The sequence below is a fragment of the Enterococcus sp. DIV1328a genome (assembly GCF_050536905.1).
GTDB classification, from domain to species: domain Bacteria; phylum Bacillota; class Bacilli; order Lactobacillales; family Enterococcaceae; genus Enterococcus; species Enterococcus faecalis.
Genome location: NZ_CP172912.1, coordinates 1,278,417 through 1,295,242, shown reverse-complemented (window position 1 = coordinate 1,295,242; position 16,826 = coordinate 1,278,417). Strand labels below are relative to the sequence as shown.

General features: G+C 38.0%; 16 protein-coding genes. 2 read left to right on the top strand and 14 right to left on the bottom strand.

Translation table 11 applies throughout. From position 1 onward, the window contains the following. Positions 1–142: 142 nt before the first annotated feature. Entirely contained in the window at positions 143–1,003 is an 861-nt protein-coding gene (locus IGL93_RS06260; protein WP_430600026.1) for a glucosaminidase domain-containing protein, read from the bottom strand. 354 nt (positions 1,004–1,357) lie between these two features. Here IGL93_RS06260 and IGL93_RS06255 point away from each other — a divergent pair, with 354 nt between their 5' ends. Continuing rightward, positions 1,358–2,548 carry an MFS transporter gene (locus IGL93_RS06255; RefSeq protein WP_002357563.1) on the top strand — a complete coding sequence of 397 codons (1,191 nt, stop codon included), beginning with the start codon at positions 1,358–1,360 and terminating at the stop codon, positions 2,546–2,548. 50 nt (positions 2,549–2,598) lie between these two features. Here IGL93_RS06255 and tkt read toward each other — a convergent pair whose 3' ends face one another. Together tkt and IGL93_RS06245 are read right to left on the bottom strand one after the other, a co-directional pair. Further along, positions 2,599–4,593: a transketolase gene (gene tkt, locus IGL93_RS06250; RefSeq protein ID WP_010775843.1), complete on the bottom strand. Its 1,995-nt coding sequence runs from the start codon at positions 4,591–4,593 to the stop codon at positions 2,599–2,601. A 71-nt stretch (positions 4,594–4,664) separates the two neighbouring features. Then, a complete protein-coding gene (locus IGL93_RS06245) occupies positions 4,665–4,907 on the bottom strand; it encodes a DUF896 family protein (RefSeq protein ID WP_002384502.1) in 243 nt (80 codons plus the stop codon). Between the two features lie 150 nt (positions 4,908–5,057). On the opposite strand from IGL93_RS06245, the gene lexA reads away from it, so the two are divergent. Then, positions 5,058–5,678 carry a transcriptional repressor LexA gene (gene lexA, locus IGL93_RS06240; protein ID WP_002357566.1) on the top strand — a complete coding sequence of 207 codons (621 nt, stop codon included), beginning with the start codon at positions 5,058–5,060 and terminating at the stop codon, positions 5,676–5,678. 13 nt (positions 5,679–5,691) lie between these two features. Here lexA and queG read toward each other — a convergent pair whose 3' ends face one another. From queG to pheA, 11 genes are all read right to left on the bottom strand, one after another. Further along, positions 5,692–6,861: a tRNA epoxyqueuosine(34) reductase QueG gene (queG, locus tag IGL93_RS06235; protein ID WP_002366694.1), complete on the bottom strand. Its 1,170-nt coding sequence runs from the start codon at positions 6,859–6,861 to the stop codon at positions 5,692–5,694. 23 nt (positions 6,862–6,884) lie between these two features. Continuing rightward, positions 6,885–7,379 carry a trimethoprim-sensitive dihydrofolate reductase gene (dfr, locus tag IGL93_RS06230; RefSeq protein WP_002360302.1) on the bottom strand — a complete coding sequence of 165 codons (495 nt, stop codon included), beginning with the start codon at positions 7,377–7,379 and terminating at the stop codon, positions 6,885–6,887. Between the two features lie 17 nt (positions 7,380–7,396). Then, positions 7,397–8,344, bottom strand: a complete 948-nt coding sequence (locus IGL93_RS06225) for a thymidylate synthase (protein ID WP_002357569.1) — start codon at positions 8,342–8,344, stop codon at positions 7,397–7,399. A gap of 17 nt (positions 8,345–8,361) precedes the next feature. Further along, positions 8,362–10,251, bottom strand: a complete 1,890-nt coding sequence (locus IGL93_RS06220; RefSeq protein ID WP_002365663.1) for an ABC-F family ATP-binding cassette domain-containing protein — start codon at positions 10,249–10,251, stop codon at positions 8,362–8,364. Positions 10,252–10,361: 110 nt separating this feature from the next. Continuing rightward, on the bottom strand, positions 10,362–12,416 hold the full coding sequence (locus IGL93_RS06215) for a cation:proton antiporter (protein ID WP_002360309.1): 2,055 nt from the start codon (positions 12,414–12,416) through the stop codon (positions 10,362–10,364). Positions 12,417–12,451: 35 nt separating this feature from the next. After that, positions 12,452–12,784, bottom strand: a complete 333-nt coding sequence (locus tag IGL93_RS06210; RefSeq protein ID WP_002357572.1) for an ACP phosphodiesterase — start codon at positions 12,782–12,784, stop codon at positions 12,452–12,454. 77 nt (positions 12,785–12,861) lie between these two features. Continuing rightward, on the bottom strand, positions 12,862–13,338 hold the full coding sequence (locus IGL93_RS06205; RefSeq protein WP_010775842.1) for a hypothetical protein: 477 nt from the start codon (positions 13,336–13,338) through the stop codon (positions 12,862–12,864). Between the two features lie 11 nt (positions 13,339–13,349). Further along, positions 13,350–13,544 (bottom strand): hypothetical protein, encoded by a 195-nt coding sequence (locus tag IGL93_RS06200; RefSeq protein ID WP_002357574.1) that lies wholly within the window; start codon positions 13,542–13,544, stop codon positions 13,350–13,352. A 193-nt stretch (positions 13,545–13,737) separates the two neighbouring features. After that, on the bottom strand, positions 13,738–14,586 hold the full coding sequence (locus IGL93_RS06195) for a DegV family protein (protein WP_002382324.1): 849 nt from the start codon (positions 14,584–14,586) through the stop codon (positions 13,738–13,740). Between the two features lie 75 nt (positions 14,587–14,661). Further along, the gene (locus IGL93_RS06190) at positions 14,662–15,834 is read right to left on the bottom strand and encodes an LCP family protein (RefSeq protein WP_002365661.1); all 1,173 of its coding nucleotides are present in this window, start codon (positions 15,832–15,834) and stop codon (positions 14,662–14,664) included. 143 nt (positions 15,835–15,977) lie between these two features. After that, the gene (pheA, locus tag IGL93_RS06185) at positions 15,978–16,826 is read right to left on the bottom strand and encodes a prephenate dehydratase (protein WP_002374851.1); all 849 of its coding nucleotides are present in this window, start codon (positions 16,824–16,826) and stop codon (positions 15,978–15,980) included.

Here is a 16,826-nt window from a genome sequence, read left to right as displayed (position 1 = left end):
ATTTTAGTTTGTGAAAAATTAAATAAAAAAACGGATTATGCTCATCAAATAATTGCTGCTGGCCCTACCTATTTTCACGATAAAAGACCTTACAAAAACTGCCGCTTTTGTAAGGTCCTTCTTCAACTAAATAATTGCAAAATTAACCGATTTGGATGGTTTGTCCCACCGATAAAACAGAATCCAATGTTAATCCATTTAGTGACATTAAATTATCAACTGTCGTTCCAAAACGTGCAGCAATGTCCCACAATGTGTCGCCGTTTGCGACAGTGTAACTTTGACTAGCTACAGTTTCTGCTGTTGCTGTTGCAGAAGCCGCTGTATCGATTGTTGTATCAACGGTTCCCGTTGTATCTGAATAACTAGTGGTTTGAGCGACTGGTGCTCCCCAATCATATTGAGTTAAATTATATGCTTCAATTAACCAATTCAATTTTTCGGCATAGCCTGGATCAGTTGCATAACTTCCAGCTAAAGCGGCTGTTGCATCGCGATAACTGCTAGTATTACTCTTCCAAACGCCTGAATAATGGTATGTATCCCCAAAAGCAGTGGAACGAATAACATTGGCATGATCTTGGAACGATTCCGCATAAGAATTATAACTTCTAAATGCTGCTGTGACGGTCACCCATTGTCCGTCTAAATATTCTTTTGTTGGCATATAAACAGATTGTCCATTATAACTTCCTTTTACACCAAACAAGTTATAGTTCGGTGCAGATGCTAACCCAGAACTACCATAACTACTTTCTAGCAACGCTTGAGCAATCATGACGGAAGCATACATATCATTGCTATTGGCAACGGCTGCTGCTGAATTTCCGATTTCATTAATAAATGCTTGCTGGCTTGATTCTGCTTGGGCAGGTACCGCAGCACCAACCACAGGTGCTAAAATCATTGAAGTCCCCGCAACGGCGGTAGCACGTTTATAAGCTTTTTGCTTTTTAAGAGATTTTTGAATATGTTTACTACTTCTTGTTAACTGTTCGCTCATTCATTTTTCCTCCTCACTGTCTCACTTTTCTATTTTACCGTTAATTTCCTATTGAAACAAGAAATAAACGTATTAAATTTTGAGTTTTAAAATTTCTGTAATGTAATTGAAATCTTGTTTGTATTTAATTAACCCTCTTCACACTTGTGAAAACAACCACTTCTTCTTTTCAATTTGATGAGATTTTTGTTATTTATCCTCTTACTTTTCTTTATTTATTGTGATAAACTTTTTAATGGACTTGTCACTTTTTGAACAAACTTTATAAGAGAAGTCTGTTTTTGTAATCAAAACAACTATTGCCGAGTAGTTGTTGTATTACAAAATGAATTACATAGAAATGTAGGTGGTTAGATGAAGAAACAACAATCGGGTTTAACAAATCAAGTGACGTTTTTATTAGCGTTAACTTGCGGGGTCGTGGTCGCCAATATGTATTATATTCAACCAATTGGCACCCAAATTGCTCAGGCCTTTCAAGTCAGTATTGGTTCTATTGGTTTTGTTACTATGCTGACCCAATTAGGCTATGCGCTAGGCTTACTTTTTCTTGTTCCATTAGGCGATGTCGTTGATCGTCGCAAATTAATCATTCGAGTAGCCGCGCTCTCCTCACTGTCTCTAAGTGCTGCATTTTTTGCCCCAAGTTTTCTCCTGTTTGCACTCTCTTCTTTTTTTATTGGGTTGCTCTCTATTGTCGCCCAAATTATTATTCCTTATGCAGCGGTCATGGCGGGGCCAGCGAACCGTGGTAAAGTAACAGGTCGAATGCTGGGCGGACTATTGACAGGAATTTTATTGTCTCGAACGATCTCGGGTTTCATTGCTAGTGCAGCTTCTTGGCGAACAGTCTACTTAATCGCCGTAATATTCGTGTTAGCATTGGTCGTTCTACTTCAATTAAAATTGCCCAAAACAGTGATACATACTCAAACTTCAAATCGATTAACTTATTTAGGTTCTTTGAAAAGTCTTCCTAAGCTAATCAAATCGCAACCTTTGTTAAGAGAAGCAACTGTCAATGGCTTTTTTATGTTTGCAACCTTTTCAATCTTTTGGTCTACATTAATTTTCTTTGTTAGTAGTCCAGCTTATTATTGGGGACCGAAAGAAGTCGGTATTTTAGCAATTTTTGGGTTATCAGGGGCTTTCGTAGCACCCATCATTGGTCGTCTATCCGATTATTATCCAGAGCGGAAGATTGTTTTGATTGGCCTGCTGATGCAGTTCGGTAGTTTTATCTTACTTTTTCTAGGTGGAACACATGTGGTCTTACTAATCTTAGCAATTATTGTTTTAGATATCGGTACTCAATTTGGGCAAGTAGCCAATCAAACACGCGTCCAAAATTTGGGAGAAGAAGCCAGCAATCGTAACAATACCGTCTTTATGTTTTTCTATTTCATCGGCGGTTCACTGGGTTCATTGATTGGTACATTAATGTGGCAAAACTATGGTTGGTCTGGTGTTACTTTAACTGGTATTGGGTTCCAATTGTTCGCATTATTTTTTCACTTTATGCTCTTTGCTCCCAAAAAGAAATGAAGCAAAAAACCTGAATGCTATCACAAGCATTCAGGTTTTTTAATGTTTATTTATAGTGATTTATAGGTATTAACCACATTTTCAGGAGTAAAGCCGAATTTTTCAAGAACTAGACCGCCAGGTGCAGAAGCGCCGAAGTGATCAATTGTGATTGTTTTGCCTTCTGTTCCTACATAGCGTTCCCAACCAAAGCTTGCTGCAGCTTCAATCGCCACACGTTTTGTCACAGCTTTAGGTAACACACTTTCTTTATATTCAGCAGATTGTTTTTCAAATAAATCAAAACTTGGCATTGACACGACAGATACATCGATGCCTTCTTCCGCTAATTTCGCTTGTGCTTCCACCGCTAGATTTACTTCAGAACCAGTCGCAATTAAAATCCCTGCTGGTTGTTCACCTTTTTGTGGTGACAATACATAAGCACCTTTTTGAACAGAATCAGAAGCGTGTTCTAACGTTCCTTCTAAAACAGGTAAGTTTTGACGACTTAGAACTAAAATAGTTGGTGTTTCCGTAGAATTCATAGCAATTTTCCAAGCAGCAACAGTTTCATTGCCGTCTGCTGGACGAATCACATGAACATTTGGAATGCAACGAACACTTGCTAATTGCTCAATTGGTTCGTGTGTTGGCCCATCTTCACCCACCGCAACAGAGTCATGCGTTAAGACGTAAGTTACAGGAACTTTTTGTAAAGCGGCTAAACGGATTGCTGGACGCAAGTAGTCAGTAAAGACGAAGAATGTCCCGCCATAAACATGGCTACCACCGTGTAATTGAATCCCGTTCATTGCTGCAGCCATTGCAAATTCGCGAACACCAAACCAAATATTACGGCCTTCGTATTGACCAGGTTCGAAATCTTTTTCTGCAGCAACCATTGTATTATTTGAGGCAGATAAATCAGCTGAACCGCCCCAGAAACTTGGAACAACTTTTGAAATAGCTTGAATCGTTTCTTTACTTGTTACACGACTTGCGGCACTTGTTCCTAGTTCATATTTAGGTAATTCTTGTTCCCAACCTTCAGGTAATTGGTTGGCAAAAGCTTCTTTAAATTGTTTGGCTAATTCTGGATGCGCATGTTCATAGTTCTTAAACATCTCATTCCAAGCCGCTTCTGCTTTTTGGCCTTCGTCAATCATCGTTTCTTTAAAACGAGCAGCGACTTCCTCTGGCACAGTAAAGTCAGGGTATTCCCAACCATAAACAGCTTTAGCCGCTGTAATGCCCTCTTCACCAATTGGCGCGCCGTGAACGGAAGATGTTCCTTCTTTTGGTGCTCCGTAACCAATGACTGTTTTAACTTCAATCAGTGTTGGTTTATCTGTTTCAGCTTTAGCCGCTTCAATCGCAGCCTCTATTTCATCTAAATCATTGCCGTCTTTAACTAAAATATGTTGCCATCCGTATGCTTCATAACGAGCCCCAACATTTTCAGTAAAGGCTTTAGAAGTTGGTCCATCTAATGAGATGTCATTTGAATCGTACAAGACAATTAATTTACCTAATTTCATATGACCAGCCATTGAACTTGCTTCTTGAGAAACACCTTCCATTAAATCGCCGTCACCACAAATTGCGTACGTGTAATGATCCATAATAGGGAAACTATCACGATTATAAGTTGCAGCTAAATGCGCTTCAGCCATTGCCATACCAACAGCCATAGCAATCCCTTGTCCTAGAGGTCCTGTTGTTGCTTCAACACCATCTGTGTGGTGCACTTCTGGATGCCCTGGTGTTTTACTATCCCATTGACGGAAATTTTTCAAATCGTCAATTGTTACGTTGTATCCTGATAGATGTAATAAGCTGTACAACATTGCAGAGCCGTGGCCTGCTGAAAGTACAAAACGATCACGATCAACCCAGTTTCTAGAAGTTGTTGGGTTCACCTTTAAATGTTTTGTCCAAAGTGCATACGCCATTGGGGCAGCACCCATTGGTAAACCAGGATGTCCTGAGTTCGCTTTTTGTACGGCTTCAATACTTAATGTCCGGATTGTATTAACGCCCAATTGATCTGTCTTGTCAAACAAAAAAATCATCTCCTAATTTAGGTTTTTTTTACCTTTATTCATAGTGTAGCTTATTTCGACAATGAAAGCAATTACTTTCTGTTGTGAAGTCCTTTTTCACGTTGAATTTGTTTTAGTTTTTCAGGAGTCACATCGGTCCCTTCTTGATCCACGACCTTCATTCCTTCGATATGGTGACGCATCCCTCCACGAAATGCTTCTAAATACTCTTTACGTAATTCTTGTTGTTCGACTTTTTCTTTCGCACTAAGTTCTTCCACTTTTGCTTTATTCGCTAATTCATTTATACGGGCAATTTTTTCTTTCGATAACATCAAAATCCCTCCTTACTCTCACTGTCTATATTATAAGAACTGCCTTAAAAAAACAACTATATTCTGATATTTATAAAACACGAACGCTTGTTTGATTTCGTTCGCATTTTATGGTACACTAATTTTATCAATTGAAAGAAGGTGCGGGTTTTGGCGAAACGTACAGAAACAAGACAATTAGAAGTACTTAAATATATATACGAACAAGTCGAATTAAAGGGCTATCCGCCAACCGTTCGCGAAATTGGGAAGGCTGTTGATTTATCCTCAACTTCTACCGTTCACGGACATTTAGCTCGTCTTGAAAAAAAGGGTCTAATCTTACGTGACCCAACAAAACCGCGAGCAATCGAATTAACACCAGAAGGCTTGGAAAAGATTGGGATTCAACCGACAACTATTCCGATGTTAGGTGTCGTAACTGCTGGTGAACCAATTTTAGCGGTGGAAGAAGCATCAGATTTCTTCCCGTTACCTCCTGATTTACGTACAGAAGAAAATGCTTTATTTATGTTGACGATTCGAGGAGAAAGTATGATTAACGCAGGTATTCTAGATGGCGACCAAGTGATTGTTCGTAAGCAATCGAATGCCAATAATGGCGACATCGTAATCGCAATGACCGATGAAGATGAAGCAACCTGTAAACGATTCTTCCGAGAAGTAGATCATATCCGCTTGCAGCCTGAAAATGATGCATTAGCGCCTATTCTTTTAGATAACGTTACAATTTTAGGTAAAGTTGTTGGTTTATATCGCAATCATATTTAATAAAAAAAGGAAGTCACTCCGTTGAGCGGCTTCCTTTTTTGCTTGTTAACAAGTGAATAGCCTTTTGGGCTTCCTCGATAACCTCTTCTTCAGTTTCTACAGAAAGTAGATAATTTAAAGCTTCTAAACTTTGCTCGGGTTCTCTTTTTGCGAGCTGACCTAACGACCAAGCAGCTGTTCCGCGAATGACAGGACGCTGATCATTTAAACAGAGAATAATTTGTGGGATAGCTTCACGGCCGCCCAAATTCGCTAACGCAATTAAAGCATTCCGTTGCAATGGTTTTTTACCACGCCAAGAGCCTGCTAAGTGTCCGAATTGCTGTTTAAACTCTTTATTGGAAATAGTTAATAACGGTGCTAATTTGGGATAAACTTCTTCAATCTTTGGTTCCATCTCTTCATGAAAATGAAAATCTTTTCCTTTATTATAAGGGCAAACCAGCTGACAAATGTCGCAACCATAAATGACGTTACGCATTTTTTTTCGATACTCTTCAGGCATCATGCCTTTTGTTTGCGTTTGATAAGACAAACATTTTTGAGCATTCATTCGACCGTCCCCTAACAAAGCCCCTGTAGGACACCCTGTGATACAACGAGTACAATCACCGCAACCATTTGGAACAGGTTCATCTGGTTCAAATTGAATGTTGGTGGTCACCTCACCTAAATATACAAAGGAACCAAATTCTTCGGTAATCAGTAGACCATTTTTACCAATGAATCCTAAACCCGCCCGCTGAGCAACAGCGGTGTCAACATATTCGCCAGTATCTACTTGTGGCCGAAAGCGCCAGTGTTCTTTTTCTGCTTCAGTGGCAGCTTGCTCTTCAATAAAAGCAATTAATTTTTGCAACCGATCCTGCAAAATGTGATGATAATCAATTCCCCAAGAGGCTCGCGCAAATTGTCCACGCTTTTCATCTCTAGGCATTTTTTCCTGAGCTTTGGTGGGATAAGCTAAAGCAATGGAGATAATACTTTTAGGATGCTCAAACGTTTTTTCTGGGTAAATTCGTTCTTCCACATTTTGATGTTCAAACCCCGAGTTATATCCTCGCTCTCGTTGTTCATGCAGAGAATCTTCTAATTCAATAAATGGTTCAGCATGAGTAAAGCCGATTTTATCGATGCCTAAACGTTGACTCTCTTGAATAATTTTTTCTTTCAATGTCGGCATTGCTCATGCCTCCCTTCATTTTATTATTTATCGTTTCGATGATACGTTTCATAGTCATGTGCATAAAGATTTTTCTCGTCCACGACGCCGGGAACAGTGGCAACTTTTTCCCAAACAGACCAGTCAATTTCTGGAAAGAAGGTATCGCCTTCAAATGTTTCATGAATCATCGTCCGATATAAGACATCGCATGCGGGAATCAGTTCTTTAAAAACGACAGAACCTCCACCAATAACGGTCACGCCTTCATACTTGTCAGCATACGCAAGAATTTCCTCTACGGAATGCATAACCAAAACGCCTTCAGCTTGGTAATCCGGATTACTGGTAAGAACAATCGTTGTTCGATTTGGTAACGGACGACATCCCATGCCTTCGAAAGTTGCACGTCCTAAGACCAATGTATTATGAATTGTTTTTTCCTTGAAAAATTTCAAGTCGTTGGGTAAATGCCAAGGCAATTTGCCTTCTTTACCAATCACTCCTTGTTCATCTTGGGCCCAAATAGCTGCTAACATAGCTTCTCTCTCCTTTTTTATACGGCAATCGGCGCTTTAATCGTTGGATGTGGGTCATAGCCTTCTACTTTAATATCTTCCATATCAAAATCAAAAACAGAAGCCTTGTCTGGATTCAAAACGAGCGTTGGAAAAGAACGAACTTCTCGTGATAATTGTTCTTGCATTTGCTCCACATGATTTTGATATAAGTGGGCATCTCCTAGCGTGTGTACAAACTCCCCCACTTCTAAACCTGTTTCATGTGCAATCAGATGTGTCAATAAAGCATAGCTTGCAATGTTAAAAGGAACACCTAAAAAAACATCGGCACTGCGCTGATAAAGTTGACAGCTTAATTTTCCTTCATTTACATAAAATTGAAACATAGTGTGACAAGGCGGCAACGCCATTGAAGGCACATCTTCTGGATTCCAAGCGGAAACAATTAAACGGCGAGAATCAGGATTGGTTTTAATCATTTCAATCACATTAGCTAATTGATCGATAAAGCTACCATCTTTGGTTTCCCAGTGACGCCATTGCGCACCATAAATATTCCCTAATTCACCATATTTTTCTGCAAACTCTGCATCATTTAAAATGGCATCACAGAATTTTTGATGTTCTTCTTTGTATTGTTCTGCAAACGCTGGATCTTGTAAGACACGATGCCCAAAATCCGTCATGTCTGGTCCTTGATAATCTGCGCTTTTTACGTAACGTTCGAACGCCCATTCATCCCAAATATGATTATTTCGCTCTAACAAATAGCGAATATTCGTGTCGCCTTTTAAAAACCACAATAACTCACTTTTAATCAAGCCAAACGGTACTCGTTTGGTTGTTAGTAAGGGAAATCCTTTGGCCAAATCAAAACGCATTTGATAGCCAAATAAACTATACGTCCCAGTTCCTGTACGGTCTTCTTTAAAATGACCTTCTTCTAAAATCTTTTTTCCTAGCGCTAAGTATGCTTCTTCCATCTTATTCCCTCCGTCTCTTAATCCGCGTATTCACTCAAGTATTCCCAACGATTCATTTTTTCTTCTAACAATTGTTCCGTTGCTGTTACTGCTTCTTGCAATTCTTGTAAACGAACAAAATCATCACCCTGATGATTCATTTCTTCAGTTAATGTTTCTAATTTCGTTTCTAATTGTGTGATATCTTCTTCAATTGTTGCCCACTCTTTTTGTTCCATATAAGTCAGCTTTGTTTTTTCTTTCTTTTCTGTCGATGCTTCTTTTACTGGTTTATTGAGTGGTTTTTCTTTGACCTTTTCTTGTTCTTTTTGGTTCGCCAAATATTCACTCATCGTGCCATAAAATGATAGGATCTGACCATTTCCTTGAAAAACTAACAATTTGTCCATTGTTTTATCCAAGAAATAACGGTCATGAGAAACCGCAATTACCGCTCCTTTGAACGTTTGAATATAATCTTCTAAAATGGTCAACGTATCAATGTCTAAATCGTTGGTTGGCTCATCCAATAATAACACGTTAGGCTGACTAATTAATAATTTTAAGAGATATAACCGGCGTTTTTCTCCACCAGACAGTTTGCCAATCAGTGTACCATGCATAAAACGAGGAAATAAAAAGCGCTCTAACATTTCAGCGACCCCAACGCTGCTTCCATCACTGCGTTTCACTTCTTCTGCTGCTTCTTGCAAATAAGCAATCATCCGTTGATTAGGATCCATTTCTTCGTTTTGCTGGGTATAATAGCCAATTCGGACGGTTTCACCGATACTATATAGACCACTCTCTAAAGGAATGCGGCCAGCTAAAATATTTAATAATGTGGATTTGCCTGCACCGTTTTTACCAGTAATGCCAATTCGATCGTTTGCTTGAATGAGTAAATTAAAGTCTTTCAAAAGCTGTTTATGATCAATGGCATAATTTCCTTCCTTGATTTCCAGAACTTTTTTCCCTAAACGCTGCGTGGCAAAGTCTGCTTCTAAGGTGCCATTGGTTTGTACCTGATGCAAGTTTTCTTTTAAATCCTGAAACCGATCAATTCTTGCTTGCTGTTTCGTTCCTCGTGCTTGAACGCCTGCTCGCATCCACGCTAGTTCTTGTTTGAAGAGGCGTTTTCTTTTTTCTTCTTGTTCTACAGCGACACGTTCACGTTCGGCTTTTTCCATCACATACGTTTCATAGTTTCCTTTGTATTCATACAGTTTTCCAAAAGAAAGTTCGAAAATCCGATTGGTTACTCGATCTAAAAAGTAACGGTCATGGGTCACCATTAAAACCGCACCACGATAGTTATTTAAAAAGTTTTCCAGCCATTCAATCGTTTCATAATCCAGATGGTTCGTTGGTTCATCCAATAACAGTAAATCAGGCGCTTCAATTAAGACTTGCGCCAAGCTTACTCGTTTTAACTGCCCACCAGAAAGCTCACCTATTTTCTTTTCCAATGTGGGAATGCCTAATTTTTGTAAAATAATTTTTGCATTGGTATCTGCTGTCCAAGCATCTTGTTTATTCATGGCTTCTTCTGCTTGCGTGTAACGTCTTTGAACCCCTTCGTCTAAACCATTCTCACTTAAAGCAGCTAACGCTAATTCATAATTTTTGACCGCTTTTATGATTGGGCTGTCTCCCTGAAACACGGCTTCTGCAATCGTAATATTCTCGTCAAATGTTTGATTCTGGGAAAGGTACCCAATTTGATAATCACTTGGCTGCTGAATCGCAGCAAGATCACCATCACCGCTATCTACGCCAGCAATAATATTTAATAAACTGGTTTTCCCTGTGCCGTTAATCCCAATTAAACCAATGCGATCTTTTTCATGAATCAAAAAAGAAAGATGATCAAATAGTGTTTTTTCCCCATATGTTTTGGTTAAATCTGTTACTTTTAATTCTTTCACCGACACTACCAACTCCTTCTATTTTGGTCTTGCTTATTGTATCAAAAATTGGATTATAAAAAAAGTGCATGAGATAAAAATCGTCTTGGTTTCATCTCATACACTATTACTTATTCTTTATTAAAATTTTTAACAAATCGTTTCAGCGGAACATTATTCACTTCGCCGCTAATCGAATAACTCTCTAATAAATTGACATTTTTTCGTAACTCGTTCGCTTCGATAATTGAAATGCGTTCAGATTGTTCGTAATGATCAATCATCCGTCGTTCTTCTTGGAAGCCTAATAATAGGTCTTTGACATAGTCTGTCTCCGTATGAACAATATACGAATCAATAAATTCGCCTTTTTCAAACTTATGGGCTAAATCCAAGCGTCCGTCAATGAAGAAATCAATTAAATCATCATCATAGACACCGCGCAAATTATCTAAACTCTTCAGAATAACTTGAGAATTTCTTAGAAAAACTTGGCGAATATTTTCTAGTTCTTCATTTCGTAATTCTTTTTCTTCTTCAGAAGCTTCACCACGATTGAAAAATAACTTAGGATGTAAAAGAATCGAAATGATTTGTCGAGCAAATAATAACCAAAAGCCTACAATCGATAATAATTGTTTGGCAATCGACCGTTGCATCCGTGTAATCAAGCGTTGATACATACGATAACTTCTGACACTAATTTCTCCTTGTTTCAGACTTTCTTCTAGGCCGTCTCGTTCAATGGACACAATTAACGTCCGCAACTCTTGCACTTCTTGTTTTCGTTCTGCACTTAGCTGCTCGGTATACAATTCTTTTAAACGATCTTGATAATTTTCAATGACCGCATTCATTTCACCACGAGGATTCTCTTCATTTTGCTGTTTTAAGACATCAATGACATCACGTAATAAATCAATTTCGACTGACTCTTCATTTTCCACTTCCGTCTCTGAATCAGTTAAAAATGGTAAAACTAGAATCCCACCAATCAGAGTCACCAAAATAACACAAGCCGTAATGAATAGTAATAACGGTCGTTCTTTAAAATGCTCGCCGTTAATCGCTGTTGGCAAAATAAAGATGGTAGCTAAACTCACTGTTCCTTTAACACCGCCAAAAGTTAAAATCAGCATTTCATTCATTGCGTTTTTAACTTTCTTAAGGCCATGTTGAAGCGTGTAAACACTGAAAATGGCTAAGAAACGAATCAAAAAGACAACGGCGCTAATAATTAGAACAACCATTAGTAGGAACCAGTTTGAATATTGTTGGTCAATCCAAATTGGCGAAAACACTTGAGAAAGTTCAATTCCTAAGAATAAGAAAACTAAGGCATTTAAGGTGAACTCAATCATACTCCAAATACTTTCGCCAACATTTGACAGTTCTGCTTCAAAAAGCGAAACTTTTTTCAAACTAGACGCTTGCATAATTCCAGCAATCACAGCGGCAATAATTCCAGAAACGCCAATCAACTCTGAAATTAAATAAGCAATAAATGGCAAGAGTAATTCAATCAACAAGTAGCCTGTAACATCTTTTGCCACCGCAGTTTCAAGTAAATGAACAATTTGCTGTTTTAATAGAACTAACACGATTCCGACTACCGCTCCACCAATACTGGAAATAACCAAGGTCCCTGCCGCTTCCACCGGCGAAAATGACCCCGTTAATAAAGCCGCTAATGCAAATTGAAAGGCTGTAACGCCTGATGCATCATTAATGAGTCCTTCACCAGATAAAATGTTCATCGAACGTTCAGGAATGTCAATTCGACCTGATAACGAACCTACCGCCACCGCATCCGTTGGCCCTAAAGCCGCCCCAAAAGCGAAGCAAGCGGCTAATGGTAAAGTAGGCAAAATCATATGCAGGGTCCAGCCGACTCCGACTAAGGTAATTAACACACCAAAAAAGGCCAAGAAAAGAATCATCCCGAAATTTTTCATCATTGCTTTCAGATTGATTAGCTCCCCTTCTCTAAATAAAAGCGGTGCAATAATCATTACTAAAAACACTTCAGGCTCAAATTCAATTTCCTGCCCCATTTTAGTTAAACCAATTAGAACGCCTACAATAATTTGCACAATTGGCAGCGGAATGACGGGAACAATCCGGTTGAATATGTTTGAGAAGGTAATAGACAGTGCAAAAACAATGATTAGAAAGGTAAATTCCATCCTATCATTCCCTTCTATATTAAATTTTTATTGACTTACCGATCAAAACATTTAAGTAATTTTTTCTTTTTAAGAATAATTTTCTTTTCAACTTCTTCTAACTCAGAACTGCGTTCGCAAAGTTCCAATTGAGCGCGTCGTGCTTCTAAACGAAGAAGTTCTCCTTTAATTAATTCAATTTTTTTGTAGCGTAAGAAATTTTTCTTTTGCATACGTTCTGCAAAGTGTTGTCGTTTTTCTTCAGGGATTGCTTGATATTTCTTTTTCAAGTCAGCGACACACTTTTCAAATTCTTCACTCACCGAAACAACTTCCTTCCAAAATTTAATCTGACTAATTATAACAAATTTTACCAAAAGTACAAGCAAAATTGCTTTCTTTTTTTTAAAAGAAATTCAGACAAAACTTAACGCGGGAAAAGCTGATTTCTAGGAGCTGAACATGGTTAATCTTCATTAACAATAATATCAATTTCTGCCTCTTCATTCATCCGTGTTGAAAGAAAAAGAACCATTTCTTCTAGTGGCGCAGAAAAGCGTAAAACCACCCCTCTTCTGCCTTTTTTTAAATACCCTAAACGAATACCGTTCGACTTTTGAACAAGGACAATCTTTTCGATATCTTTAAAGGCCGTGCCCCGATTGTCAAAAGGATGCGTAATAATACAGTCCTCCGCAAAACCTCTTGCATCGTAAAGAAAACTGAAAATAATCAAAATATATAACACACTTCGAATCATTTCAATTTTATCTCCTGCCGAAAATGCATTGGCCAGAATCATTAAACTAAAAAAAGCAACTAGATATTTTGTTGTAGGATGTTTTGTAGCCGGAATTACAATACTTTTACGTACGAAGTAAAAGTAACCATACATAACGACGACAAATAAAAATAGCAATAACGTAAATCCATCGATAATCACAAACGACTCCTTTATTTCTTTTTCTTTTGAATATCTGTTAATATATCATTTATTTCTTTAATTTCTTTTTTTGATTCGTTAATCTTTTTGATAACCGCCTCACGGTTTTTTCCAGGCGGTAAGTCAATTGATTCTTGGTAGTAGTTTGCTAAAGCTTGAACTTTTTTCATTTTTTCGCTTTGCAACAAGGCTATATTTCTTTTCATTTAACCGCCTCCTCTTCCTTAGTATACATTACTTTGTAAGGAATTGCTTAATTTGCAAGATATTTTCTAATAAAAAGGAGTAATTTTACATTTTCTTATAAACAAAAAGTATTCGGCTGAGTAACAGCAGCAAACGACAAAATAATAGAATAAAAGATGAGACAGAAGTAGTTTACTTTTGTCTCATCTTTTATTATTGAGCTGAAATCGCTAAACCAATTGCTTTTTCCCCTAGATGGGTCCCAATAACTGGACCAAAATGACCGATTTCAATTTCTGCATTTGGGTATAGCTTTTGTAATTTTGCTTGTTCTTTTTCAGCAACGATGCGGTTATTAGCATGAATCACATACAGTTTAACTGGTGCTTCAATCCCTGCGTTTCGTTCACCAATAATCTTTTCTGCACGAGCAAAAGCTTTCTTTGTTGAACGGATTTTTTCAAATAATACAATTTTTCCATCTTCAAAAGTCAAGATAGGTTTAATCTTCAATAGCCCAGCGATCAAGGCTGCGCCATTCGTTAAGCGACCGCCACGAACTAAGTTGTTCAGATCTTCTACAATTAGATATGCATACGTATTATCACGAATTAAATCTAATTTGGCAAAAATTTCTTCTAAGCTGGCTTTTTCTTCTGTTAAATCTAAAGCAGCTTCTACCATGTGTCCCATTGGCATACTTGTAATTTTTGAGTCATATGGATACAAAGCAACGCCTGGGATTTCATCAGTAAGTCCGTGCAATGTATGAACAAAACCAGAGATTCCTGAAGAAAGATGAATGCTGATGATGGTGTCGTACCCTTGTTCAGCGATTGATTTGTAAAGCTCTAACACTTCTCCTAAAGCAGGTTGTGAAGTCGTCGGAAATTCTTTACTATTATTTAGCAATGCATAATATTCATCTGCTTCAATGTCAATGCCTTCGTTGTATATTTTTCCATCTAAAATGACTGGGATGGGAATTACAAAAAGATTCGGATGATCTTTAATGCGCTCGGGTAAATAAGCTGTACTATCTGTCACAATAGCAATTTTCATTTTGTAACCTCGTTTCACTAATTTTCCACGTTGTTTCTAATATAGCATAAAAAAGGATATTTTAAAATGCTTTCCTTATTCGTTCAGGAATTTTTCGATGGCGTCAGCATTTTTTTGTTCATCTACTTCTAAAATACTGCCTGCATAAGAGGATTCACCAAAATTCCAAGAATCTGGTACCGGAACCGATAATGACTCAACCCCTGCTTTTCCTTTAATCAGCAATGATGGTCCGTTCGTTAACATGAAACTAACAGGCACATCTGTCGACATATAGCCGACTAATTTCCCAAGTGATTCTGGGGTTCTTAATAAAGTCATTGGGTTTTTCATTTGGCTCATTACAGCTGACATAACTTGTTGTTGGCGACGAACCCGACCAAAGTCGCCTTCTTCATCCATCCTAAAGCGAGCGTATTGAAGTAAGACATGTCCATCCATGACCTGTTGCCCTTTTTCAATATCAACACCATCTAAATTCAGTGATTTTTCTGCATCGATTTTGACACCTTTTGGAAACATAGAGTCAACAATTTTTTCAAATGATTGGAAATCTACCTTAGCATAATATTTCGTATCTAAATTAAAGTTTTGTTTTAACGTTTCACGAACCAATTCAGCACCGCCATAAGCGTATGCGGCATTAATTTTATTCGGCCCGACACCAGGAATGTCCACGAATGTATCACGCATAAATGAAATTAATTTCGGTTTTTTTGATGGTCCATTTAGTTGGAGAACCATTATTGTGTCGGCTCGTCCAGCATCTTCCCCACGTGTATCGCTGCCAAGAATTAAAATATTCTTAGCCCCATTGCTACTTTTGACACCATTAAATGTTTCTACTTTTTCTTGAGGCAACGAGTCATCATGTTCTGCTGCAGATTTTCCTTTTAAAAACATGACTGTACTATAGGCAAATAACAGAATCAATAGGATCACTAGCCATTTGAAAAAGCGTTTTGTTTTTGATTTTTTACGTTTCTTTTTTGGTTTCTTGTCTTTTTTTCCGCGGGGTGGTTGGTCAGAACCGTTGCCACCACCTGAATCTGTTTGATGTCGCCTCTCACTTCTGCGACTGTCCTCAGTATAGCTGTCTTCGTAAACTGGCTCTTGAAGGCTTTCAGCTAGTTCTTCTGGTTCTTCTTCTCTATGTTCACCCATTGATTTTCGGGGATTAAAGGTCTTTTTATGCTCTGCTGGTCTCGATTTTTCATGAATATGTTTATAACGATCTACACGACTCATCGTGTCACTCCTTTACCTCTGTGTTTTATCACCTTTCTTAGGATACCTCATTTCGCAGGAAATTCCTATTACAAATATGTAATTTAATAAAAAATGAAACTCACTTTATCTAATAAGTAAGCTTCATTTTCATTTTTAACTCTTTAAAGTGTGGACAAAACATAGATCGGGTAATCCCCTAAAATTTTTATTTCTGCGCCAATCAGTTCCAGTTCTGTTAAAGCTGCTTCAATTAGTTTTTCTGGTTGATCATTCACTAAGTCCATTAAAAAGAAGTACTCTCCGAGCTTTGTTTTCAACGGCCGCGATTCTATTTTGCTAAGATTAATCCCTCGCCAACTAAACACGCTTAATGCTTTGTGTAAAGAGCCAGGAACATTACTTGGCATCGTAATCGCCAACGTTATTTTTTTCTCAGATAGCGGGAAAGAAATCGCTAAATTTTCAGAACCAAGAACCCAAAATCGGGTTTGATTTACCGATAAATCTTGTATATTTTTTTCAACAATGGTCAAATCATACATTTCCGCAGAAAGTTTTGGTGCAATAGCTGCAAAAGGTAATTCTGGATGTTCTGCAATGTATTTGGCGGCGTAAGCTGTTGAAGGCGTTGCTTCTAAAATCGCTTCTGGAAAGTTTTTCTCTAGAAACATCTGCGATTGAGCTAATGCTTGCGGATGTGATAAAATTTTCTGACTTTGTTGCCAAATCGCTTGATTCTCTTTTGCCACCATTAATTGTTGTTGAATCGGTAAAACTAACTCTGCTTGGACAGGTAACTGCGCTTGATGATACAAATAATCTATCGATGCGTTAACAGTTCCTTCAATCGTGTTTTCTATTGGAATAATGCTACATGCCACTTCTTGCTGTTCAATTGCTTTCAAGCAAGCTGGAATCGATGCGTACGGTATCAATGTAGCATCAGGAAAAGCAGCCAACGTTGCACTGTACGTAAAGGAACCAATCGGACCTAAATAACCAACTTTCAT

What these genes read in the sequence shown, in the direction of transcription:
- IGL93_RS06260 (WP_430600026.1), bottom strand. Translation starts at nt 1,003, where the DNA reads ATGAGCGAACAGTTAACAAGAAGTAGTAAACATATTCAAAAATCTCTT.
- IGL93_RS06255 (WP_002357563.1), top strand. Translation starts at nt 1,358, where the DNA reads ATGAAGAAACAACAATCGGGTTTAACAAATCAAGTGACGTTTTTATTA.
- IGL93_RS06245 (WP_002384502.1), bottom strand. Translation starts at nt 4,907, where the DNA reads ATGTTATCGAAAGAAAAAATTGCCCGTATAAATGAATTAGCGAATAAA.
- queG (WP_002366694.1), bottom strand. Translation starts at nt 6,861, where the DNA reads ATGCCGACATTGAAAGAAAAAATTATTCAAGAGAGTCAACGTTTAGGC.
- dfr (WP_002360302.1), bottom strand. Translation starts at nt 7,379, where the DNA reads ATGTTAGCAGCTATTTGGGCCCAAGATGAACAAGGAGTGATTGGTAAA.
- IGL93_RS06225 (WP_002357569.1), bottom strand. Translation starts at nt 8,344, where the DNA reads ATGGAAGAAGCATACTTAGCGCTAGGAAAAAAGATTTTAGAAGAAGGT.
- IGL93_RS06215 (WP_002360309.1), bottom strand. Translation starts at nt 12,416, where the DNA reads ATGGAATTTACCTTTCTAATCATTGTTTTTGCACTGTCTATTACCTTC.
- IGL93_RS06200 (WP_002357574.1), bottom strand. Translation starts at nt 13,544, where the DNA reads ATGAAAAGAAATATAGCCTTGTTGCAAAGCGAAAAAATGAAAAAAGTT.
- IGL93_RS06195 (WP_002382324.1), bottom strand. Translation starts at nt 14,586, where the DNA reads ATGAAAATTGCTATTGTGACAGATAGTACAGCTTATTTACCCGAGCGC.
- IGL93_RS06190 (WP_002365661.1), bottom strand. Translation starts at nt 15,834, where the DNA reads ATGAGTCGTGTAGATCGTTATAAACATATTCATGAAAAATCGAGACCA.
- pheA (WP_002374851.1), bottom strand. Translation starts at nt 16,826, where the DNA reads ATGAAAGTTGGTTATTTAGGTCCGATTGGTTCCTTTACGTACAGTGCA.